General features: G+C 46.4%; 15 protein-coding genes. 8 read left to right on the top strand and 7 right to left on the bottom strand.

The genetic code is table 11. The features are described from left to right. Positions 1 to 12: 12 nt before the first annotated feature. Together T325_RS04180 and T325_RS04175 are read right to left on the bottom strand one after the other, a co-directional pair. Positions 13 to 558: a hypothetical protein gene (locus T325_RS04180; RefSeq protein ID WP_143058311.1), complete on the bottom strand. Its 546-nt coding sequence runs from the start codon at positions 556 to 558 to the stop codon at positions 13 to 15. A gap of 13 nt (positions 559 to 571) precedes the next feature. After that, a complete protein-coding gene (locus T325_RS04175; RefSeq protein ID WP_156097632.1) occupies positions 572 to 1153 on the bottom strand; it encodes a hypothetical protein in 582 nt (193 codons plus the stop codon). Positions 1154 to 1333: 180 nt separating this feature from the next. Here T325_RS04175 and T325_RS04170 point away from each other — a divergent pair, with 180 nt between their 5' ends. From T325_RS04170 to T325_RS04135, 8 genes are all read left to right on the top strand, one after another. Continuing rightward, complete coding sequence (locus T325_RS04170) at positions 1334 to 2629, top strand: DUF2851 family protein (protein WP_036910681.1); 1296 nt, start codon at positions 1334 to 1336, stop codon at positions 2627 to 2629. 2 nt (positions 2630 to 2631) lie between these two features. After that, the gene (dprA, locus tag T325_RS04165; RefSeq protein ID WP_036910679.1) at positions 2632 to 3756 is read left to right on the top strand and encodes a DNA-processing protein DprA; all 1125 of its coding nucleotides are present in this window, start codon (positions 2632 to 2634) and stop codon (positions 3754 to 3756) included. A gap of 80 nt (positions 3757 to 3836) precedes the next feature. Beyond that, the gene (dapB, locus tag T325_RS04160) at positions 3837 to 4550 is read left to right on the top strand and encodes a 4-hydroxy-tetrahydrodipicolinate reductase (protein ID WP_036910677.1); all 714 of its coding nucleotides are present in this window, start codon (positions 3837 to 3839) and stop codon (positions 4548 to 4550) included. 80 nt (positions 4551 to 4630) lie between these two features. Beyond that, the gene (gene lepB / locus T325_RS04155) at positions 4631 to 6061 is read left to right on the top strand and encodes a signal peptidase I (RefSeq protein ID WP_036910675.1); all 1431 of its coding nucleotides are present in this window, start codon (positions 4631 to 4633) and stop codon (positions 6059 to 6061) included. Between the two features lie 10 nt (positions 6062 to 6071). Next, positions 6072 to 6674 (top strand): WbqC family protein, encoded by a 603-nt coding sequence (locus T325_RS04150; protein WP_036910673.1) that lies wholly within the window; start codon positions 6072 to 6074, stop codon positions 6672 to 6674. Positions 6675 to 6769: 95 nt separating this feature from the next. Further along, entirely contained in the window at positions 6770 to 10681 is a 3912-nt protein-coding gene (locus T325_RS04145; protein ID WP_036910671.1) for a two-component regulator propeller domain-containing protein, read from the top strand. A 170-nt stretch (positions 10682 to 10851) separates the two neighbouring features. Then, positions 10852 to 13893 (top strand): SusC/RagA family TonB-linked outer membrane protein, encoded by a 3042-nt coding sequence (locus tag T325_RS04140; protein ID WP_369794034.1) that lies wholly within the window; start codon positions 10852 to 10854, stop codon positions 13891 to 13893. A gap of 24 nt (positions 13894 to 13917) precedes the next feature. Continuing rightward, the gene (locus T325_RS04135) at positions 13918 to 15867 is read left to right on the top strand and encodes a RagB/SusD family nutrient uptake outer membrane protein (RefSeq protein WP_036910666.1); all 1950 of its coding nucleotides are present in this window, start codon (positions 13918 to 13920) and stop codon (positions 15865 to 15867) included. 198 nt (positions 15868 to 16065) lie between these two features. Here the strand turns inward: T325_RS04135 and T325_RS04130 are convergent, their stop codons facing one another. The 5 genes from T325_RS04130 to T325_RS04110 all read right to left on the bottom strand — a co-directional run bounded on the left by T325_RS04130 (position 16066) and on the right by T325_RS04110 (position 25111). Further along, the gene (locus T325_RS04130; protein WP_036910664.1) at positions 16066 to 17352 is read right to left on the bottom strand and encodes a DUF2264 domain-containing protein; all 1287 of its coding nucleotides are present in this window, start codon (positions 17350 to 17352) and stop codon (positions 16066 to 16068) included. Then, positions 17349 to 19085 (bottom strand): heparinase II/III domain-containing protein, encoded by a 1737-nt coding sequence (locus tag T325_RS04125; protein WP_036910662.1) that lies wholly within the window; start codon positions 19083 to 19085, stop codon positions 17349 to 17351. Before T325_RS04125 ends, T325_RS04130 begins: the two co-directional genes overlap by 4 nt. Beyond that, on the bottom strand, positions 19082 to 20197 hold the full coding sequence (locus tag T325_RS04120; RefSeq protein ID WP_081911036.1) for a glycoside hydrolase family 88/105 protein: 1116 nt from the start codon (positions 20195 to 20197) through the stop codon (positions 19082 to 19084). Before T325_RS04120 ends, T325_RS04125 begins: the two co-directional genes overlap by 4 nt. 168 nt (positions 20198 to 20365) lie before the next feature. Next, positions 20366 to 22039: a RagB/SusD family nutrient uptake outer membrane protein gene (locus T325_RS04115; RefSeq protein WP_036910658.1), complete on the bottom strand. Its 1674-nt coding sequence runs from the start codon at positions 22037 to 22039 to the stop codon at positions 20366 to 20368. An 18-nt stretch (positions 22040 to 22057) separates the two neighbouring features. Next, positions 22058 to 25111, bottom strand: coding sequence for a SusC/RagA family TonB-linked outer membrane protein (locus tag T325_RS04110; RefSeq protein ID WP_036910656.1), 3054 nt, complete (start codon positions 25109 to 25111; stop codon positions 22058 to 22060). Between the last annotated feature and the right edge of the window lie 34 nt (positions 25112 to 25145).

Genomic DNA, 25145 nt, shown 5'->3' with positions numbered 1-25145 from the left:
CCGTCTGGACTTTTAGTAATTAATGTCGTAATCGATGTGATAATCTATTTTTCTTGCCTTTCGCAGAATGTCATACATGCGCTGTATGCCCTTTTTCTGCTGATCTGTAGAATTCCCTTTTGAGACCTTTCCATTGATAAGACTGATTGGCTCAAGGTCATATCTTGCCATTCCGCTTGCGTCTGTGAAGAGATGGCAGAAATTCAGACCTGTTGACAGGGCACTGGATATGGCGCTGTTGAGTTTGGCTTCGAAAAGAAAACTGTTTCCTGAATAGAACATGATGACATACTGCGTTGGTATTGGGAAGGCTTTCTCGTCAATACGCTTCGAGTCCTTGATTTTAAATTCGCCAGTTTCCGGATTCACGGCAACAATGTTGTCGAGGGTCAGCACATAGTCCTCCGAAATGATGTCAATCAGCTGTGCCCCTTCGGGTTTGATGACAGCATAGAGGTTTGATGAAGACTCTGCTTCGATATCGTCGTTGTTGTCGGAGCATGAGAGCGACAGACAGGCAAAAATGGCTGTTGCTAAAAGATAATATAGTTGTTTCATGTTTGTAGTATTATTATTTTGTTCCATTTGTGATGTATTCACAACCGCCAGTTTTGGAATAGCGGAGATAAAAATAGCCACCTTCTAGTTCTTTGTCGTCCAAATAGAAATGACGCTTGATTTTCGGTTCGCCATTAGATTTCCATTTGAAATTGTTGCTGTATGCCAGTCTAACATGGTGATTTTCAGGCAGATGAAGTATGATCTCGCGTCTGTCAATATTGTCTGTGCCGTCAAATTCGCCGAAAACCATTTTATAGCAATCGTGTGAACTGGTTATGGGGTTCCAATATTGTCTAAGCATGAGTCCATAGAAATGAGGCATATAGGCTCTTGTACCAGCCTTTTCGTACATGTTCTCCAAATACTCCTGCTCTGTCATCAAAGAATAGTCCTCACCTTGATAGGTAACATAAATGTCTTTTATCAGATTGCCCTGATAGGTGGAGTCGAGTAAGTCGTGTCCTTCGCTGTCTGTCATGAAGATGGTGAATTCTATCGGACTAATGTCCCATATGACATCACTGTTTTTGTCGCAGGCTGTTAAGAAACACATTGCCAACAGTATTGCGGCTGAGAATGTTAGCTGTCTCATTTCTTTTATTTATAATTAGATGTTTGCTATATAATTAGAACTTGAAACACATGGAAATCCTGCAGCATGCCTGGCGGATTTAACGATTATTATGAATTTTGATATACCAATGTTTGGCAGATTCGGGATTTTGTACTATCTTTGCAATCCATAAACTTTACTAACATAAGAACTGACACTATGGAGCAACTACTTCATTATGTGTGGAAGCATAAATTGTTTCCGTTGCATGAATTACTGACCAGCGATGGTCAGACCGTTGAGGTGCTTGACCCTGGGCTGCATAATCGCAATTCCGGGCCAGATTTCTTTAACGCGAAAGTCAGGATAGGAGATACTCTTTGGGTGGGTAACGTGGAGATACACGACAAGTCGAGCGACTGGTATCTGCATGGTCATGATAAGGACTCCAGCTATAACAACGTGATACTGCATGTGGCAGAGGCTCTTGACGCTGAAGTGATGAATACCAATGGGGAATTTATCCGTCAGATGCAGCTCGACGTGCCTGATAAGGTGAGGGAACACTACGATGAATTGCAGAGGACAGACAGCTATCCCCCTTGTTATAAGGTTATACCTGATTTGGAAAGGCTGACTGTTCATTCCTGGATGGCTTCCCTGCAGACGGAACGGCTGGAACAGAAGACAGAGGCCATACGCAAACGGGTGGAACTGTGTAATGGCTCGTGGGAGAATGCTTACTTTATGACGTTGGCTCGTAACTATGGGTTTGGTATTAATAATGATGCCTTTGAATGTTGGGCGCAAAACCTGCCTTTGGATGCTGTTGCTCATCATCGCGACAACCTCTTTCAGATAGAGGCTATCTTCATGGGACAAGCTGGACTGCTGGAACTTGACACCATACCGGAGTATTATCAGAAGGATGCGCTGAACGAGGGCTATTTCGCTAAACTGCGCAATGAATACCTCTACCTGGCCCACAAATTCTCGATGAAACCGATGGATTATAAACTCTGGCGATTTCTGAGGCTTCGTCCACAGAACTTTCCCCATATTCGCATTTCGCAATTGGCCAACCTTTATTACCAGCAGAAGGCTGGACTCAGCCAACTTGTGGAGTGTGAGACCATAGAAGAGTTGAAAGCCCTGTTTTCATCGCAAGTAACGCCTTATTGGGAGACGCATTATACCTTTGGTTCTACCAGTAGCAGGAATGAGAAACATCTGGCTTATGGATCATTGAACCTGCTGATGATCAACACGGCTATACCTATGCTGTTTGCTTATGGGCGTCACAAGCAAAAGGACGCGCTTTGCGACAGGGCCTTTGATTATCTGGAGCAGTTGAGAGCTGAGAACAACTATATTATCAGAATGTGGCAGCAGGTGGGGTTAGTTGTACAGACAGCTGGTGACTCGCAAGCACTTATCCAACTGAAGAAAGAATATTGCGATAAGAGGGACTGTCTCCGATGTCGATTTGGCTATGAATATCTTAGGAAGAAATAATAATGGAACAAGAACTATTCTATGTGATGGCGCTGACGCGCCTGACCAACTTTAACTACCAGCAGGCTCTCGAACTGTATAAGGCTGCGGGAGGAGCACGACAACTGTTTGAGAACCGCTCCCATATTGACGAATTAATCGGTGAATGCTCACCACGTCTTGTTGAGGCTCTGAAAGACTGGAGCAATGCGATGAAACGGGCTGAGGCTGAGTCGCAGTTCATGCAGGAGCATGGTGTCAAGGGAATTTCGCTAAATGATGATGACTATCCCCAACGACTCAGAGAGTGCCCTGATGCGCCATTGGTATTATATTATAAAGGTAATAGTGAACTTAATCAGGCAAAAGTCGTCAGTATTGTTGGTACTCGCCACATCACTTCTTACGGACAGGATCTGATACGTCGTTTTATCAGCGATTTGCATCAATACTGCCCTGAGGTACTGATAGTCAGCGGTTTGGCTTATGGCGTAGATGTGAACGCTCATCGTGAGGCACTTGCCAATGGTTATGAGACAGTAGGAGTACTGGCTCATGGATTGGATAGGATATATCCGTATCACCATCGTGAGATAGCAGCCCAGATGTTGAATCAAGGCGGACTGCTCACAGAGTTTATGACGCAGACCAATGCCGACAAGCCCAACTTTGTGCGTAGAAACCGAATCGTGGCTGGTATGTCAGATTGTACGATTCTGGTTGAGAGTGCAGAAAAGGGTGGTGGCCTGATAACTTGTGAGATCGCCCAAAGCTATGATCGCAGCGTTTTTGCATTCCCTGGTAATGTCGGGGCAGAATTCTCCAAAGGTTGTAACAATCTGATACGTGACAATGGGGCTGGCCTCATATCAAATGCAGAGGATTTTGTAAAAGCCATGGGTTGGCAGGATGATGTTCGAAGGAAACAGGCTTTTATCGACGGAATCGAAAGAAATCTCTTCCCGGAATTGTCGTTTGAAGAACAGCAGATTGTGAATTTGCTCCAGAAAACCAACGACTTACAGCTGAACATACTTGGCGTGAAGACGGGCTTCAGCATCGGACAGTTGACAGCCCTGCTTTTTCAGTTGGAGATGAAGGGTGTTGTGAAACCCTTGGCGGGCGGTATGTATCATCTGTTATTGTAAAAATATTATAATTCTCAATTTCCGATTCTCGTTTCTCAATTATAATAAGTATCTTTGCAGCGTTTTAATTCGAATTAATTATGAAAATAGCTTTAATCGGCTACGGAAAGATGGGCAAGATGATAGAGCAGATTGCCTTGAGCCGTGGTCATGAGATTGTGAGTATTATCGATATCGATAATCAGCAGGACTTTGATTCGCCTGCTTTTGCTTCGGCTGATGTTGCCATCGAGTTTACGGCTCCACAGGCGGCCTATGGTAACTATCTGAAAGCTTGGAAGGCTGGTGTGAAGGTTGTCAGCGGTTCAACGGGTTGGATGAAAGATCATGGCGATGAAGTTCGCAAGGCGTGTGCTGAGGGTAAGACACTTTTTTGGGCTTCGAACTTCTCGATAGGTGTGGCCATATTCTCAGCCGTAAACCGTTATCTTGCTAAAATCATGAATCAGTTTCCACAATACGATGTAGAGATGGAGGAGACGCACCACGTGCACAAGCTCGACCACCCCAGCGGCACAGCCATTACGCTGGCCGATGAAATCGTAGAGAATATTGACCGTAAAGAGGCGTGGGCAGAAGATACTACGGATAAGAAACTGCTGCGTGTAGACCATATCCGCCGTGGTGAGGTGCCTGGCATCCATACCGTTCGTTACGATTCTGATGCCGATCTGATTACAATCACCCACGATGCTCACAGCCGTAAGGGCTTTGCCCTCGGAGCCGTGCTGGCTGCCGAGTACACAAAGGATCATCAGGGTCTGCTGACAATTTCTGATATGTTTAAGTTCTAAAACATAGGTTAAAGTCTGGAAAAGATGCAACTTCCTTAAATATCGTTGCGTCAAACCGATGTGAATGTAATTTTGATAAAATGGTAAAGAAGCAAGAATTCAATCCGAAGGTGCAGTGGGCGAAGTTCATCGTTGTGCTGGTGCTCTATCTGCTCTTCCTTTATTGGGTTAAGAGTTGGTGGGGGCTGCTCGTAGTGCCTTTCATCTTTGATGTATATATCACCAAGAAGATTAAGTGGCAGTGGTGGAAAGAGGCCGAGAAGCCGGTTAAGTTTGTCATGTCGTGGATAGATGCACTGGTGTTTGCCTTGGTGGCTGTCTACTTCATCAACCAGTTCTTCTTCCAGAACTATGTGATTCCATCGAGCTCATTGGAGAAGTCGCTGCTGACGGGCGACTATTTGTTCGTCTCAAAGGTTAGCTATGGTCCCCGTATTCCACAAACCCCGTTAACGATGCCGCTCACTCAGCATACCCTGCCTGTGGTAGAGTGCAAGAGCTATATCGAGTGGCCTCATTGGGACTATCGACGTGTAAAAGGTCTGGGTAAGGTTGAACTGAATGATATCGTTGTTTTCAACTTTCCTGCAGGCGACACCCTGTGCGCAGCGCCACAATATCAGGCCTACGACTACTATCAGATGTGTTATGGCATAGGTTATCAGCTCTATCCTAACCGCCCTGATCCCGACTCATTGTCGGCAGATATGCGTGTGAAGTACTTTGATGCCATCTATGCAGCAGGTCGTGATGTGATTCGTCAGAATGCTGCTGAATATGGCGAAATCATCACCCGTCCGACGGATCGGCGAGAGAACTATGTAAAACGCTGTGTTGGTTTACCAGGACAAACGTTGCAGATAAAGAACCATATCATCTATCTCGATGGTAAGGCTAATAAAGAGCCAGAGAATGTGCAGTATACCTATCGTCTGAAACTGAAGCAGGCTATCCCTGATGATATGATGGAAGATCTCGGCATTTCGATGGAAGATTTGACGAGCCTGAACACCGCGGGATATCTTCCTTTGACGAAACGGGCTTTGGAAGTGCTGAAGGCAAGAAAGGATATTGTAGAGAGTGTTGAACTGAATACAGAGGTAAACGATTTAGAAATATATCCGCTAAACGGAAATAAACACTGGACAAGAGACAATTATGGACCAGTTTGGATTCCGAAGAAGGGTGAATCTATCACGCTTAATCTTGATAATATCGCCATCTATGAACGTCCTATCAAGGTTTATGAAAATAATGACTTACAGATTAAAGACGGTAAGATTTTCATTAATGGTAAAGAAGCGAAGGAGTATACCTTTAAGATGGATTATTATTGGATGATGGGTGATAATCGTCACAACTCAGCCGACTCACGTTACTGGGGATTTGTACCTGAGGATCATATCGTGGGTAAACCTATCTTCATCTGGTGGTCGAGCGATCCGGATCGTCATGGCTTTAGTGGTATACGCTGGAGTAGGCTGGGACGGATTGTGGATAATATCAAGTAAGTTATCTAAGGTGGAGAACATTCTGCTAAGTACAACATATTTTGGCCCGGTGCAGTGGTATCAGAAACTACATCGGGCCAAATCTGTGCAAATAGAACAATGGGAGAATTTCTCAAAACAGACTTACCGCAACCGTTGTCTCATTGCTACGACCAATGGTGTTCAGACACTTACAGTGCCAGTGGAACATGGGGACAGTTTGCTGATAAAGGATATTCGCATCAGTGATCATGGTAATTGGCGACATCTGCATTGGAATGCCTTGAAGAGTGCCTATGGAGAATCACCTTTTTTTGAGTATTATCAAGATGATATTCGTCCGTTTTTCGAACAGCGTTGGACGTTTCTGCTCGATTTCAATGAGGCTATCCGTCAGAAAATATGTGAGCTAATCGATATACAGCCTGTAGTGTCTCTTACAGAGATGTATATGCCGGATGTTTCAGAGAAAGATTATCGTGAGACAATCCGTCCGAAACATCCCGTATCAGATTCAGACTTTCTGCTAAAGCCTTATTATCAAGTATATAAGGAAAAATACGGATTCCTTCCAAATCTCTCAATTTTGGACCTTTTGATGAATATGGGCCCAGAGGGTATATATTATTTATAAACTATTGAGACATATAGAAAAACAGATTTCTATGTAAGTTTGTTGGCTGTTTCAGGGATTATGCTTACCTTTGCACCAACTTAAAAACCAAAACAATGAGGAAATTTGTCTTATTATCTTTGTGTTTCATTTTTAATCTGACCGTATCAAGTCAGACACAGCATTTCTATACATCTGATAAACTGTCGAGTAACCAGATTACAGACATCTGTCAGGACAAGACGGGTTATATATGGATAGCCACAGAATATGGCCTGAACAAATACGATGGCTATCGTTTTACAAACTATCTGCATGATAAAAATAACCCCGCCTCAGTCAACAGTAATAATATCGTAGTGCTCTTTGTTGACAACATGGGCTCTATGTGGGTCGGTTGTGGTACTGGACTTTGCAGGTATAATAGTGCAAACGACGAATTTGAGAGAGTCCAATTCCCTGAGATTGCATCGGCTCGTGTGAATGACATTATACAAGAAAATGACTCGCATCTGTTAATTGGAACGGCGGGATACGGCCTGTTTCGGGTGAATATCAGGACACTCGAGGTTGTGGCAGTAAACAACTATTCCAAGGCTGACGATAAAGACTATTTCAGTCATATCATGATCGATGAAAAGGGAAATTTCTGGAAGGCAGGTTCTGCTCCAATAGTCACAATCAGACAGAATGATAGGCGTCATACCATCCGGACTTTTGAATCGCCCGTTGGAACGGTGACTGATTTTATCAGTTATGAAGGAGGAGTTTTGATGGTGTGTAAAAAAGGTTTGGCTTTTTATCGAAATGGAAAGTTGCAGTGCGATTTCTTTGATATCAGCATTTTGGGCAGTGAGAATGTACAGTTACGTAGTGCATTCCTCGACAAGGCTGGTAACCTGTTTATAGGGACTCTCGGGCAGGGACTTTGTTGGATACCACGCGGTTCCCGTCAACTTCAACGTTATGAATACACTAGCGGATCCTTTGACCTGAACACCTCAAATGTATGGGCTTTGTTTGAAGATAACCAGGATAACCTCTGGGTGGGCTGCTTGAAACGTGGACTGCTGTTGCTGCCTCAGCATGACCCTCAGTTCACTACTTGGGAATTCTCTGCACAGAATGTCAGTATTGGCGGCTCTGTAACCTCCGTGTGTCAAGGTGATAATGGTATGACGTGGTGTGCGGTGCAGAACAATGGTATCTATGGCCTTGATGCTAATGGAAAGGTTGTAGCTCATCCGGCTTCTCCGTCCGACACATATTCAATCTATCGTGACAAACAAGGCAACTACTGGATTGGTACGGGCAAGGGGCTCTATTCCTATAACCCACAGACAGGCGCTTATAAGAAAGAGGTGGATTTTGATAGCGACTACATTAACGTAATGGCAGACGATGGCAAGGGGCTTCTTTATTTCTCAACCTATTCGAAAGGCTTCTGTTCTTATGACCAGAAGACAAAAGAGCTGAGAAACTATAACATGCAGCAAACAAACAAAGAAAAGGGGCGGTTGCATAATAACTGGGTTATGTCGATGATGGTAGACAGCAATGGAAAACTATGGTTAGGCACTTCCTCAAATCTGTGTTGCTATGATCCTGAGAATGATTTCTTTAGACCCTATGGCTGGGAGGTGCAGTTGGAGGGTAAGGGTGTAACTGCGCTTTATGAAGATGCGACTCATCGGATTTTGGCTGGCACAGATACGGGACTTTTTCTTTATGACAGCAAAAGAGGGAACTTTGTACCTTATCCTGGAGCAGAGGTTCTGGCAGGTAAGGTTATTTGTGGCATTATGCAGGATGACTTTGGTGATTTGTGGTGTAGTTCTTCTATGGGTATATGGCAGTATCAGGCCAATAAAAACAGATTTATTGCACATGTCTATGGCAACGGGTTGATAACACGTGAATACGTGTCTGATATTGCTATTAAGAAAGCTGATGGTACCATTTGTTTCGGAATTAGTGATGGAATTACCTTGTTCCAACCTGCGACTTTGAGAAATAGACAAGACAGGCAGAATTCTGTTCATTTGACAGGGCTGCTTTTAGGTGGAATTCCAGTTAACTGCAAGACTTTATCTGATGACGAGTATGTGATTACGACGGCTTTGGAGCAAAGCAACCGTTTTCAATTGTCATATCTCGACAACTTCTTTACAATGGAGTTTTCATTATTAAACTACTCGAATACAGAAAATGTTGTTTATGAATATCGTTTAAACGGTTCTAAGGAGTGGACGCAGACAGCGGCAGGCAGTAATAGTATCTCTTTTACACATCTGCAGCCAGGTTCTTATGTATTGGAGGTTAGAGCTTATGATAACGGTGCTTATACAGATTCGCAGGTGTATCGCATCATTGTGCGTGCGCCATGGTACCGTTCATCGTGGGCGTACCTTATATATATATTAGCAACTCTTCTTGTGGTTGGCGTACTTATTTGGGCGTATATTCGCAGACGTAAGCAGGAACTTGACGAGGAGAAGATGAAATTCCTGATAAATGCAACCCATGATATCCGTTCGCCGTTAACACTTATCATGAGTCCGTTACATAAACTGTTGAAGCGCGAATTAGATGGTGATTTGAAATCGGAACTGAAGACGATTGAGCACAATGCCCAGCGTGTTCAGAATCTGGTAAACCAGATACTTGATATTCGTAAGATAGACAAACAGCAGATGAAGTTGCAATGTCAGGAAACCGATATGGTACAGTATGTTGGTAATATCCTGAAGTCATATGAATATACTGCAAAAGAAAGAGGCATGGGTTTCAGATACGTACCGGCAATAGACCAGTTGAAGGTTTGGTTCGATCGCACCTCAATAGATAAGGTGATTGACAACCTGCTTTCCAACGCCTTCAAGTATACCTATGATGGAGGCGAAATAGAGGTGCGTGTAGCCGAAGGCCCAGGTCAGACGGCGGAGTTGCAAGTCCTTGATAATGGTATGGGAATCAAGGGTGATGTACATAAAATTTTTGACCGTTTCTATCAGGGTAGTAGTTCACGCTCGTTGCATATTGAAGGTACTGGAATCGGCTTGAACCTCTGTAAGATGATGGTTGAGATGCATCATGGAACTATTGAGGCTGCAAATCGTGAGAACGAACAGGGTAGTGTGTTTACCGTACGTTTGCCGTTAGGAAACAGTCACCTGACAAAAGATGAATTGCTTGTAGCCGAGGAAAAAGAGCGACAGGCAAAGCCAAAATCGCAGTCAAATTATCATGTATTAGTTGTTGATGATGACGTTGAGATTGGCGAGTACATCTCGCAAGAATTAGGAGCTTTTTATCATATTACTGCTGTAACTAGTGGAAGAAAGGCGCTTCGGACTTTGCTGGCAGTAGATCAGGATAAGCAGTTCGACCTTGTGGTGTCTGATGTGATGATGCCGGAAATGGATGGCTTTACATTGCTGAGAATGATTAAATCGAACATGAATATTGGACATATCCCAGTGGTGATGCTGACTTCAAAATCGGATGTGGCCAATCGTTTGGAAGGTCTTGAGAAAGGGGCCGACGCTTTCCTTGCAAAGCCTTTTGATATGGATGAGCTACATGTGATTATCAATAATCTGATAAGTAAGAACTTACGCTTGAAAGGCAAGTATTCTGGTACCCAACAGCAGAAAGACAAGGTCGAGGAGAAACAGGTGAAGGGAAATGATGAGGCTCTGATGGAGCGAATCATGAAAGTTGTAAACGAACATTTGGATGACAGCGATTTCAATGTTGAAGTGCTGACGAAGGAGGTGGGTATCAGTCGGGCTCAGCTGCATCGTAAGATGAAGGAGATGACAGGTCTGCCAGTCAGCGAGTTTATACGTAACATCCGTTTGGAACAGGCAGTACGTCTGTTAGAAGAACAGAAAATCAATGTTACGCAGGTTGCTTATTCTGTAGGATTCAGTAATTTGGCGCATTTCTCTACGGTCTTCCGTAAACAGTTTGGAGTCTCGCCAACAGAGTATATGGAGCAAAAAGTAGCCAAAAAACAAGGTTGAAACAAAAATGAAATGAAGTGAAACATACGTTAAAGCCTCTAAAAAGAAATCTGCCTACCTTTGCGGCAGATTTTTTTATTAAATTAATTGATTATTAACTAACAAAACCAAAACGTATGAGTTTCAAAGCAAAGAAAACAGCCATGTTGGTAGGATTGTGCTTCTTGGGCATGATCACTGCACAGCAGGCTTCGGCAGCTACCGAATCTGTAGCTTCCGTTCAGCAAACGAAGCAGGCTACTGGTCAGGTCTCAGACTCTCAGGGTCCACTGATTGGTGCCACGGTCATGGAGAAGGGTACCAACAATGGTACAGTCACCGACTTTGAAGGTAACTTCTCTCTTAATGTTAAGCCAGGCGCTACGCTCGTTATTTCTTATGTCGGCTACAAACCACAGGAAATAAAGGCTGGTGATAATGTACGCGTAAACCTGAAAGAAGACGGCCACGTAGTTAACGAAGTGGTTGTTATCGGTTATGGTACCCAGCGCCGCGAAGCCGTTACAGGTTCTGTAGCCAACATCGGTGGTGAGAAACTGAATCAGATTGCTGCTACTAACGCTGCCCAGGCCCTGCAAGGTCGTGTAGCTGGTGTGCTCATGACACAGACATCGTCTAAGCCAGGTGCTGAGATGCAGATTCGTATTCGTGGTCAGCGCTCACTGACCGCAAGTAACGACCCTCTGATCGTGCTCGATGGTATTCCATTCATGGGTCAGCTCTCTGATATCAATCCTGCTGACATCAAGTCAATGGATATCCTGAAGGATGCTTCTGCAACAGCCATCTATGGTTCTCGTGGTGCTAATGGTGTTATCATCATCACAACCGTTAAGGGAGCTCAGGGCACACCTGCCAAGGTTACATATAATGGTTATGTAAGCTTTAAGAAGGTTTTCCACAAGTATCCTATGATGGATGGACCTACGTTCTCTAAGATGCGTCAGTATGCAGGTCTGTACCAGAATTCACTCGACGAGAGCGAAACCACCAATACCGACTGGCAGGATTTGTACTATCAGACAGGTATCAGCTATAACCACGACCTGAGTGTTGCTGGTGGTACCAATGGCGGTAGCTACAGCTTTGGCGCTGGTTATTATAAGGATGAATCTGTTGTTCCTACCGAGGGTTACGACCGTGTTTCTATCCGTGGTAACTTCGACCAGAAGGTTGGAAAATGGTTCCGTTTCGGCTTGAGCACCAACAATAGCTATCGTAAAACTCAGGGTGTGAACAACATGTACGCTGTACTGGGTTCGTCACCTCTGTCAAGCCCATACGACGAGAATGGTAACCTGAAGCGTTACAACGCTCTGCCTGCCGACGACCAGATTGTGGTTACAAAGGAGACAGTAGAGCGCGACAAGGATATATGGTTGAGCGAGAACAAGGGTATCGGTTCGTATAATACCCTGTTTGCCGAGTTGAAGTGCCCATGGATCGAGGGATTGAGCTATCGTGTAAACGTAGGTCTTAACTTCCGTTCTTCTAAGAGTGGTTCTTTCACAGGTACTGGTATTAACAATAAGGATGCCAACGCTGTTAACAGCGGTTCTGTCTATGAGAACCAGACCCGTAACTGGGCTGTTGAGAACCTGCTCACATTTGATCGTACTTTCGCCGAGAAGCACAACTTGAATGTTGTTGCCATGTACTCTGCTGAGCAGACAACTTATGAGCAGAGTGGTGCATCAGCACAGGATATTCCTGCCGACTACTTCCAGTACTATGCACTTGACAAGGCTATTGGTCAGGCTAACCTCACTGGTTACAACTACTGGCAGAGCGGTCTGATTTCTTGGATGGGTCGTGTCATGTACTCTTATGATAATAAGTATATGATTTCGGCTGCCCTCCGTTCGGACGCTTCTTCACGTCTGGCTAAGGGTCATCAGTGGCACACATATCCTGCAGTAAGTGCCGGTTGGAACATTGCCCGTGAGAGCTTTATGGAGGATCTGAAGTGGATCGACAACCTGAAACTTCGTGTAGGTTATGGTGAAACTTCTAACCAGAGTATCAACCCATATTCTACTCTTGGAGGTCTGGCTACACGTAACTATAACTTCGGCTCTACCTATAAGTCAGGTTACTATGTGAACTCTCTGCCTAACCCTGAGCTTGGTTGGGAGTACTCTAAGACTTGGAACTTCGGTCTCGACTTCTCGTTCTTCAATGGTCGTCTGTCTGGATCGTTCGAGTACTATACTCAGAAAACTAACGATATCCTGCTCAGCGTAAAGCTTCCAGATACATCAGGTGTAAACAGCTATACTGGTAACATCGGTAAGACTCAGAACAAGGGTTGGGAGTTCTCTCTGAACGGTATCATCCTCGACAACAAGAACGGTTGGAATTGGGAGGCTGGTGTCAACTTCTATCAGAACCGCAACAAGCTGGTTGAGTTGGCCTCTGGCAAGGATCAGGATGAGGCAAACCTCTGGTTCGTTGGTCATCCAATCGATGTTATCTACGACTACGAATATGAAGGTCTGTGGCAGGAGGGTGATCCCTACATGAACATTCTTGAGCCAGGTGGAAACGTAGGTATGATTAAGGTTAAGTATCGTGGTGATGCTTCTAAGGGCGACTTCCTGGAGGACGGTGTAACGCCAAGCCGCCAGATTGGTCCCGACGACCGTCAGATTATGAGCATGGAGCCTGACCTGATCGGTGGTTTCAATACAACTGTTGGTTACAAGAACTTCGATCTGACTGTTATCGGTGCCTTCCAGGTTGGTGGTAAGCTGATTTCTGCCATCCACTCTTCAAATGGTTACTTGAACATGCTTTCTGGTCGTCGTAACAACCTCGACGTTGACTACTGGACCGAGGAGAACACTGGTGCAAAATATCCAAAACCAGGTGGCATTATGAGCAGCGATAACCCCAAGTACGGTTCTACATTGGGTTATTTCAATGCTGGTTACCTGAAGTTCCGCACCATCACTCTGGGTTACAACTTCGATAAGCTGCAGGCTGTAAAGGATCTTGGTATCAGCCGTCTGCGTGTATATGCTACCGTTCAGAATCCATTCGTGCTCTTCTCGCCATACAACAACGAGAGCGGACTTGATCCAGAAACCAACTCTTGGTCAAACGAGAATACGGCTGTAGGTTACTCATTCGGTAGTCACAGAATGCCTATCGTAGGTTATAACACACCTTCAACCCGCAACTTCATCTTCGGTGTTAACGTAACATTCTAAAGAATCATTTAAGAATTAAGAGTTATGAAAACTAAAAGTATCAAATATATTCTTGCTGCGGGTCTCGTATGCTGTGGTCTCTCAACTACCATGACATCCTGCAACGACGTGCTCGACGAGCAGCCTCGTAGCCAGTTCGACCCAACCTTCTTTAATACGAAGGCGGGTATTGAGGGCGGTCTGACATCGCTCTACGCTCACCTGCGCTATTTCTATGGCAACGGTTACTACCTGAACACCCTTGAGACAGGTACCGATGAGTACACATACGCACAGAGTGCCGATGGTAACTTTAAGGATGCCGACCTCTCAGGTGTAGGTTCTGTTACTCCTTCAAGCACCGTTTCTGGTGGCGCATGGGGTACCCTGTTTGCTAACATCAATACCGCCAGCGGTATTATCGAGAATGGTGCTGAGGCAGGCATTGATCCAGCTCTGCTGGCCGAGGCTTACTTCTTCCGTGCATTCGACTACTTTATCCTGGTGCAGACCTACGGTGGTGTGCCCCTGGATCTGGGTGCTGGCGAACTGAAGTTCAACACCTCTACTGCTCGTACTTCTGTACGTAATACTGTTCCTGAAGTCTATGCAGCAATCTTCAGCGACCTTGAGAAAGCTGTTGCCGATCTGCCAGAGACTCCACGTCTTACTGGTACTGCTACTAAGAACTTGGCTCGCTTGTACCTCTCTAAGGCTTATCTGACATACGCTTGGTGGTTGGAGAACCCAAACAATATTCCTACCTATCCTGAGTGTAGTCGTAATTCTGGTGAGGCCCAGAGCTATTTCCAGAAGGCTTACGATACCGCTATGCAGGCCATCAACAATCCTGGTCCATACGCTCTGCAGCCTACATTCTATGATGTAAACGTAGCTACCAACGACCGCAACTCTGAAATCATGCTCTACGCTGATCACGACGAGGACGAGAAGTATGGTAACGGTGGTGCTGGCTATGGTTGGGGTAACGGTGGTTCTCCTGAGAACTTCGCTTACTGGATGGAGACTTGGAACTACACCGAGATGATTGCAAAGGCTGCTTCTGGTGCTTCTATTAACCCCATTCAGCGTGAGGCAGTTCAGGCTCTCGGTCGTCCTTGGACTCGTATGGCTCCTATCGCCGACAACTTCATGGAAGGTGGTGTTTGGGAAGATGCTGTTAAGGCTATCGACTCTCGTTACGATGCAACCTTCACCCTGCGCTATCATACCAACTGGCAGAAGAGTGGTAACACCGAGCCTTATGTATTTGGTGCTAATGGTGAGAAGGTATATCCCAACGAGGTTTACTTCTCTTGGGTTCCTGAGAGCGAGGACAGCAAGATTAACTACACTGGTGCCGATGGTAAGCTTGGTTTCGGTGAGATGGCAGGCCGTCCTGACTTCGTAGTTGCTGTAAACCACATCAGCCGTAAGAAGTACCCCATCAACTGGAAGATTGGTATCTATCGTACTGACAATGCTGGTGGTCTTGGTTCAAAGGTTAATGGTGGTAGCCCACGTCCTTGGAACGTTGCTAAGTTCTCTGAGTTCTATCTCATCGGTGCTGAGGCTGCTGTTAAGCTCGGTAAGCAGGCCGATGCTAAGACTCTGGTTAACGTACTCCGTGCCCGTGCCGGTAAGCAGACATTCTCTCAGAACGACAACGTAGCCGTTTCTGTTGATAACAGCGCCGCTATGGTTGCTGCAACACCGGACCCGATCACTATCGATTTCATCCTCGACGAGCGTAGCCGTGAGTTCTGGGGTGAGGGATACCGTTGGTTCGACCTCGTTCGTACTCAGAAGTGGGCTGAGCGTGCTGGTACATACCGCATCGCTGGTGCTGGTTACACCGATAAGGATCTGCAGACAGTTAAGCGCGATATTCCTGCTGGTTACTATATCCGTCCTATCCCACAGGGACAGCTGGAGGGTATGGAGATGACCGAGGAGGAGAAGGATGCATATCAGAATCCCGCATATAGGAATTAATTTTAAGTTAGTATCTTTTCTGTGTAGAACACGGGCCGTCGTTGATGACGACCCGTGTTTTCTATTCCTTACTCACGTGATAGTTGTTATATCCGAGAAACATCCCACACTTCTCACACTTCCCACACCCGACTTAGGTGCGGAAAGTGTGGGATTTCAAAAAACAAGGAGAATTTTCAATCTGAACTAGGGGTTGACTTACCACTTGTCATGGGTGTGGATATCGTCGCCCCAGCGGTGATCCTTAGGGAAAGGCTGCCCTTCCCAGGCTTTGACTTGCGTCCAAGGCTGCGGAGCATCTGTCCAGAAAGGATGGTTGGCAGGCAAACCGAGGGGCATAAAAGCTAATGAGGTCATGTAGAGCGAGCCGTTATTGGTATACCAGTCAGCTATCTCGGGCTGTGAACCACAGAAACCGATAGTCAGATAACCAGCGTCGTTGAAATTCTTGCTTAGGCAAGCGTCTCCTTGGGCCGAGTGCTGTTGAATATCGAACATACGATGTAATACCTTTGTAAGGGCTGCACGTACCTGACCATTGCTCAACTCCTCAGGAAGTTTCTGATACCATGCCATTAGGGCCAAAGGTTGCATGGCTGCCATGCGATATGGTATAGAGCGGCCAATGACGGGGAAGGTACCCTCTGGCGAGATAAAACGTTCAAGGATGATAGCAAACTTCTGTGCACGCTTCAGGGCACGATCATGATACTTTTGGTAGTCCAGGCGCGAGTTGACTTTGGCATCGACCATCGCTTGCAACGTTTCCAGATACATGGCATGGAAAACATAGCTCGAATAATAGTCGAAAGCAAACACTGGGCCGTCAGCATACCAGCCGTCGCCAACGTACCACTCTTCTACCTTGCGGCAGGCGGTGTTGACACGGAACTCATCGAACTGTGCTCCAGCCTTGGCCAGCAAACTCTCGATAGTCGACGAGAATAGAAACCAGTTCGTGTAAGGAGGGTCTATCTTGCGCATGCCTTGGAATTCCTTGATATATCGCTGTTTCGTGATATCGTCAAGTGGTATCCATAGAGTGTCCCAGGCGCGGAGGAACGATTCAGCGATGTAGGCTGCATCTACCAGATTCTGCCCAGCTTTGCCCCAACACAAATAATCTGGAGATTCGGGGTCGACAGAATTCTTGTATGCAGCAAGAGCCCATTCGCGAAGTTGTTTTCGTTGTAAACCTTCTGGTGTGTTGTCATCGGGTAAGGTGAGCCAAGGGGCAATACCTGCCATTAAGCGTCCAAAGGTCTCCATATAGACAACAGAGCGATCGCGGTTGTCGAACGATGGGGAGAACTCTGTCTTCATGTTCTTCTGCAATTCTCCCTTGGCCATGTTTTCCAATACGGGCTGTGCCATCTTATAGGCCAGAGAACACCAATAGTCACGATCGGTCTGCTGCTTTACTTTTTTAGCGTGGAGTGGCAGAAGTAGCGCTAAGGCTGTCATCAAGGTAATAAGTCTTTTCATTGGATGGTGTATTTAATTTTGTTGTTTGTTTTTTGTGATTTGACAGTTAGAACGATACGATATATTTGTTTTCCCCACATGCCTTGTAGCAGTGGGTCAAGCAGGTCGCTGATGTCTTCAATGGTGGCTGAGAGTTGGTTGGTGTCGAAGTGAATACGGCTCAAAGCGTTGCGGTCGAGGGTGATGAACATCAGACGGGTTGGATGGCAATATTCGCTCAGTTCATAATCCTCAGTAATAGTAATGGCAGATTTGCTCGATGAAACCGTACGTTTCCATGTCTTTATTCCTGCTTCGTCGGGATAGGCACCTGCAATGTCAAGTGTCAGTTGACCGTTTCTATGGCTAATGACTTTGGCTGCATATTGCCTACCGTCCTTCTGATCGATGCCATTAATCTGAGGCAGGTTGTGATATTGTGACTGCATAGTCCAGATGCTATATCGGTCGTTACTGAATGTCTTGGCTGTATATTCACCTACGCTAGGGTCGATAAATAATGGCTCGCCGTCAGCATAGACAATGAAAGACCCCACGTCATTGTGGTTGTGACTCTCACCATTGGTCCCTCCTTTCATGGCTATAAACAGATTACCTCTGCGGGCCGTCATAACCTGAAGGTTGGGGAGCCACACATCTTTTAATAATGGTTCGCATGGTCGTTCTTCGATGAAATGGCGGATATTTCGAAGAAAGAAGAGCTCACGGCTGAGTGTGGGAAAGTTACCGCTCTTATCGTATAGAGCTGCAGGATTGGTGAGCACTCCCTTTTGGCGCCCTAAGTAAGCTCCGAACTCTCGCATGGTCTGATCGCCGAGCCAGAGGCCGAAGGGATAGACAATGTTCACCTGTTGCACAGCCTTGTTCTCATGTGCATCGGCGAAGTTTACGCAGTAGTCATTGCCTATGTAGGTCTTATAGGCGTAGGATGCCATCCTACCGATTTTATCAGCATCGTCAGGGAAATCAGGCATCAATCTCAGTACCTCGAACATCGAGGCGGCAGCACGATCCCAGTAACCAGGGCCTTCGTCACAGCCTCCATCGTCAGGATACGCATCGATAAAGGCTTGTGTGGCTTTCTCTATCTGGGCAATAGCTTCAGCTTTACGGGCCTCGTCGTGCTCGCAGAGCAACACGCATGCCAGCCAGTTGCTGCATATCCAGGGATTCCAGTTCATGCCAGCCGTTTTCCACCAATAGTCTTTCTTCAAGGCCGGCACAAGGATACGTCGTTCTATCTCACGATCAATGCGCTGGCAGAGGTCGGGTGAAAAGTCATCAAACTGTTTCTGAAGCATATATTTGGTCCACACGATGAGATTGGCGGTCTCGGCATTAAAGAGGTCCACTTCCTGAAGCTCTGCCAAGGGAATGGCTTTGGCGTAGTGGGCAGGGATACCCCACCACGTTTCCTCACAAAAGCTGCCTATTCCATCGATGATTTTGCCAGTGAAACGACCTTTACCTTCTATAATCTCAGCCATGACGAGAGCTGCCAACTGACGACGTTTCTCAAAGCAGATGGTTTCGTAGTTCACACGGTTGCCCGTTTGCTTGTTCTCTGCGAAGACGGTAAAAGGTAATGCCGTCCAAGGCTTATCAAGGTATTGTTCGCCATAAGCTATATAACTCTGGCGCATTTCTGTGGGAATAGAATCCTGCCAGAAGTTGTCGTCAGCCTGCGGCAACAGACTGGTTATGCTGAGAGTTATCGTCAATAGCAGATTCATTGTCCAATATATCTTATGTATTCACACGCGGCTAGCAGGAAGGCGCCAACGCCGAAATTGGCCTGAGAGTTTGCATCGACCGTCTGACCAGGGATGGCGCGTTCACCTATGGGTTGAACATATCCAATCTTACCATCTTTCTGTAGTGCGATAGTAGTCAGATAGTTCCATGCTTTCTCGATGGTTGGTCCAAACTCTTTCTTTTGCAGGTAGCCATGATTAACGCCCCAAAGCAGTCCATAGCAGAAGAAGGCAGTACCGCTGGTCTCATAGCCGGGAGCTTGTTTGGGATCCATCATCGAGCGGGTCCAATGCCCCTCAGGTTGTTGCAATCTTTTTACGCCACGGGCCAGATTAGTGAATTTCTCTGCGAAGAAAGGTTGGCGCACATAGGTCTGAGGCATGTCTTGTAGAACCTTGGCCAATCCTGCCAGCACCCATCCGTCGCCACGTGCCCAGAAATCTTTTTTACCTGCTGCGGTCTTATGCTTCGGGTAGATATACTTACCGTCACGGAAGTAAAGCCCCGTTTCATGATCTAGCATAATAGAGTCACTATAACAGATATTCTCATAGAGTTTACGCAGATATTTCTCATCGCCAGTGAGTTTATACATCTTTGTCATCACGGGCATCACCATGTAGAGAGCATCGGCCCACCACCAGTAGTCATGTGCTTTAGAGTCGGCTTCATAGCCCATTACCTCTTTGGCACGGGCAACTTTCTTTTCATCTTTTTCAAGATTATAGAGGTCGATATATGTCTGGAAACAAATCTGCCAATCGCCGAAAAGAACATAGTCCTGTCCTTCTCCGTATTGTTTGTATTTCCAGTTCGAAGGATCCGGCTCAGTGGCACCTTTCCACTGGTTATGCTCTGCCCACTGAATACTATAGTCGAGCATCTTTTCGTCTTTCAGTATTTTGTATACCTCCATATTGCCCGTATGATAGGCGGCGTTGTCCCAAAAGGAGCGCACCTCAGCAGGATTGTTTGTCTGCCAGTAGGTGTTTACCTTTCTGATAACATCCTTCACCTCATTGGCCGTCCAACGTTTTGCTTGTAGAGTCAGGGCCGAGAGCAATGTGAGTGTTAACAGTAGTCTTTTCATAATCTGTTATGTTAGCTGTTTGCAAAGATACTAAGAATCTGTCATAATATAGGTTCTAAGCTTGTTAATTCTTACAAAAGGGGGCAGCCTACATCGCGCAGACTGCCCCTCCGCCTTAGAAAATACTAACTAATAACCTAAATTATGTATGAATGAAATATTAATGTCTTAATAACCAGGATTCTGCTGTAAGTCAGCATCCTTGTTCAGCTGGATCTCTGACAGAGGAATAGGCAGCAGGGTGTGCTTCGAAGCATCGAAACCGGTAATCTTCTTACTGTCGGTTCCCTCAGCCCACTTATCCATCATCATCTTTACACGTTCAGCCAGCTTGCCTGTACGGCACAGGGTGTAACGACGGTTCTCCTCGCCAACCATCTCACGGATGCGCTCGTCGAGCAGGAAGTCGATAGTCATCTGTGCAGCAGTCACCTTACCAGCATTAGCATTACCTGTTTCAGCACGATAGGTCTTGAAAGCACGGTCGCGCAGTACGTTGATATCCTCGGCTGCACCAGCGGTGTTACCCTGGTTGATACGAGCCTCGGCACGGAGCAGATAAGCTTCGGCGAAACGCATCAGAGGCCAGTCCTTAACCATCTCCCATCCAAAGTCGTCGGTTGGGTCGTAAGCACCCCACTTAGTTGGGTGAGGATACATGACTTCCAGAGTATCGCTTGTCTTCCAGTAGATACGATCGCCGGTCTTGATGGTGATCTTGGTAGCACCTGATGTGCCATCGTCAACACGGAAACCATCCTTTACCGAAATCTCCTTGTTTACATTTGGCTTGTTGGCATACAGGATACGACGGATGTTGTGGTTTGAGTTACGGATATCGCCATCCTCCCAGATACCATACTTCACGTAGTTGCTCAGACGCAGACGACCGTTACCACGACCGCCGAGAGAGTCGGCATTCTGCATAAAATCGGTCAGCTTGTGGAAAGCAGCCACCCAGTTACGACGCTGCTGTGGGGCATTGATGATACCACCTGTTACGTCGCGGTTGTACTCCATCTGGAATACCCAGATACCCTCGGTGTTACCCTGCGAACGGCGCTGGTTGCCCCAACGGAACATATCGCTGTAGTAGTCGCCGGCATCAGAAAGGAACTTACCATAGCGCTCCGAGATGAGCTTGTAGTTGCCGCTGTTGATAGTAGCTGATACAGCGGCCTCGGCTTCGGCATATTTGCCCATGCGGTTGAAAGCCTCACCAGCCAGAATACGGGCACAGTCCTTGTTGATACGGTTCTGTGTCTTGGTTTTACCTACCTCAGGCAGGTTGGCGATAGCATCGTTCAAATCGGCGAAAATCACAGCGTCAATCTCTGATACAGCGTTACGTATGAAGTCGGTGCGTGGCTCAGCCTTGCTCTCGGTAAGCAGGGGCACTGGTCCCCACAGTGTTACCAGCAGGTTGTAAGCGTATGCACGGAAGAACTCTGCCTCGCCTTTGGCGGCAGCATCAACATTCTCTGTATTAATAATGATGTTAGCACTATTAATGATACTGTAGAGTGATGTCCACAACTTGCTTACACCACTGTTCTCAGCATTCAGTGAGCCATACTGATAGAAAGGTACCTCAACACCCTGTGTAGAGCCAGGGGCTCCTACATCGGTACCATCTTGGAAGCAGCCAACGAATCCCTGCTGATCGCTCCATCCCCAGAGGTCGGCAAATTTCTGGTGCAAGCCGATAATCTTAGCCTCGACGTCAGTCACGTCGGTGCCGTATGATGAGTACATCTTCTCATCCAAGTAGCTGTCGCTGCATGAGGTCAGAGTCAGTGCGCTGACAGCCAGTGCTGAATATATAATGTTTTTTAGTTTCATAATTGTATCTCCTTATAATTAGAATGTGACGTTAAGACCGAATACGAAGCTCTTGGTCATGGGGTAGTTGTTTTCGTAACCACTCCATCCGCGCTGAGTGATGTCAGCCTCTGGATCCCATCCCTTCCAGCTGGTGAAGGTGTAGAGGTTACGTCCGCTTACGTAAGCTGTCAGAGCACTCAGGTGGAGTGCATTCAGAACCTGTGCAGGGAATTGGTAACTCAGTGTTACGTCCTTGATACGGGTATAAGCTGCGCTACGTGGGAATGCATAGCCCCAGCGGTTAGAAGTCTTGCTCAGTGAGCGATACTCGTTGCTCTTGTTCTCAGGAGTCCAGTAGCCAACCTCGGTGGTAGAGTTACGGCGTCCTTGCTCATCAGCAGCCATTCGTAAAAGTGAATTGTTACGCTTGTGGCCTTGTGCAGTCTGGATGAATACGCTCAGGGTGAAGCCTTTGTATGAGAAGGTATTGGTCAAACCAGCGGTCCACTTTGGAGTGGTCTGGCCCTGAATCTTCTTGTCGCCCTCTGGTGTAATCTTACCGTCGCCATCCAGGTCAGCTATCTTCACGTCACCAGCCTGTGCCTGAGGATCCTGCTGCAAGTGCTTGCCGGCAGCAATCTCGTCCTCCTGCCAGATGCCTTCCATCACGTAGTCGTAGATGACGCTAATAGGCTGTCCGATAAACCAACCATTACCGATATCATCCTTCTTGTCGCCATACAGGTCCTTAATCTCGTTCTTGTTCCATGACCATACGAGGTTGGTACCCCATGTAAAGTCCTTAGTAACAATGTTCTTTGAGTTGATAGTTACCTCAAGACCCTTGTTAGCGGTCTTACCCATGTTCATATATACGTTAGAGTAACCAGAAATCTTTGGCAGGTTGCGTTGCAACAGCAGGTCGGTAGTGGTCGATGTATAGAAATCGATGTTACCGTTGATGCGGTTGTTCAGGATACCGAAGTCGATACCAACGTTGAAGGTCTTGGTAGTCTCCCAACCAAGTCCAGAGTTACCCATGCGGCTGTTTGGATTAAGAGCTGTTGCGGAAGCACCATCCATAGTGATGGCTGAGTTCGACATCTTAGCCAGTGTCTCGTAAACGCCGATGGCCTCGTTACCGGCCTTACCGTAAGAGAGACGCAGCTTCAGGTTGTTCAGCCAACTCTGTGTCTTCTCCATGAACTTCTCGTTAGTGATATTCCAACCGAGAGCTACTGATGGGAATGTACCATATTTGTTATCATCACCGAATACCGATGAACCGTCGCGACGTACAGTGAAAGTAAACAGGTAACGGCTGTCGTAAGAGTAGTTCAAACGCCCCATCTGTGATACAGTCTTGTACAGGTCGGTATACGACTTAGAAGTCTGTGTGCTACCACCACCCAGATTGTGCCATGACAGCTCGTCGTTAATGAACTTAGCACCAGTAGCGGTGTTGTCGTGATACTTCTTACGTGATGAAGCGTACAGCAGCGTGATGTCGAAGTGGTGCTTCTGAATATCCTTAGCATAGCTCAGGATGTTCTCAACGGTGCGGCTCTGTGTCTCTGCATTGAAAATGTAGCCATAACCACCAGATGTGTTGAACTGAGCTTCGCCGTTATAGTAGTTCTCGCGCTTAGGAACGTAAGAGTAACCGAAGTTAAACTTATAGTGGAGTCCAGCCAGAGGCTTCCAGATGTTCTCGAAGTTAATGTCGGCATAACCGTTCAGGTTAATGTTCCACTGGCGACGCTCGTGATCCTGGCCAACATTCTGCATAGGGTTGAAGAACAGGGTCTCTGAGTACATCGGATACTGGCAGTAGCTGCCGTCCTCATCGTAAACCTGTCCGTAAGGCGACATGGCCTCGGCCATCAGGAAGTTCACACGGCCACCGTCACGGTTGTGCGAAACGATATAGCTGTTAGTACCAATCTTCAAGTAGTCTGTTACGTCAGCATCTACATTCATACGCAGTGAGTAGCGCTTGTAGTTAAAGCCCTTCAGTACACCTTTCTGACTCATGTAGTCGCCCGAGATGAAGTACTTCACCTTATCGGCACCACCGTTGATGGTTACGTTGTGATCCTGGATGATACCAGTCTGCGAAATCATGTCGTACAGCCAGTCTGTCTCTTGTCCTGCAGCCTGTGCAGCGGCCTCGCTGGCGTTCTTTACATAGTCGTTGTACATGGTCTCACCGGCATTCTGGGCTACATAGTCCTTATAACGCTGTGTAATCTGGGCACCATTACAGAAGTCGAGTTTCTTAGCAAAGTCCTCAACACCCAGATAACCATTATAGCTGATAGTAGGTTTACCATCCTTACCATGCTTGGTGGTAATAAGAATTACACCATTCGCACCGTTGGTACCATAGATAGCGGTAGCAGAGGCATCCTTCAGAATTTCCATCGACTCGATATCGGCGGGGTTGATATCGTTCAGCGAACCACCGCTCTTCGAGATGGGAATACCATCGACAACGATGTAAGGGCCAGTTCCTGCGTTGATAGAGTTACGTCCACGAATCAATGCAGAGGGAGCATCACCAGGAATAGAACTGCCTTGCGTGATATTTACACCAGCGGCTGCGCCTTGAACAGCCTGCAGAACGTTGGTTACGGGCAGTTTGCTCAGACGCTCCTTATTAATAGAGGTAACAGAACCGGTCACATCCGACTTTTTCTGAACACCATAACCTACTACAACCACCTCTTCAAGAGCAGTAGCATCTTCTTCGATAGTGATGTTAAGGCTTTGGCCAGGAGTGAAGCTTACTTCCTTTGTCAGATAGCCAATGTAAGAGATGATAAGGGTACCACCGTTCTGCACGTTGAGTGAGAAATTACCATTGAAATCGGTAACGGTACCTGATTGTGCATCTTTGACTTTTACGGTAGCACCAATCACGGCGTCACCATTCTTGTCAGTCACTTGGCCTTTTACCACGCCAGTCTGCTGGACGTTCTGAACGGCCTGTTCTGCCTTAGTCGACAAAGGGAATGACATAATCCCCGCAGCCAACGCCACCACGAAACATAGTTTGCGAGATGGGAGAGTTAAATTAGCATACTTCATTTGTTACTGTTTTAAGTTTAATGTTATAATTGTT

It is taken from the genome of Prevotella sp. FD3004, from assembly GCF_000746155.1.
GTDB lineage: Bacteria > Bacteroidota > Bacteroidia > Bacteroidales > Bacteroidaceae > Prevotella.
The sequence above is the reverse complement of the archived record's forward strand: the minus strand, read 5'-3'. Positions and strand labels throughout refer to the sequence as shown.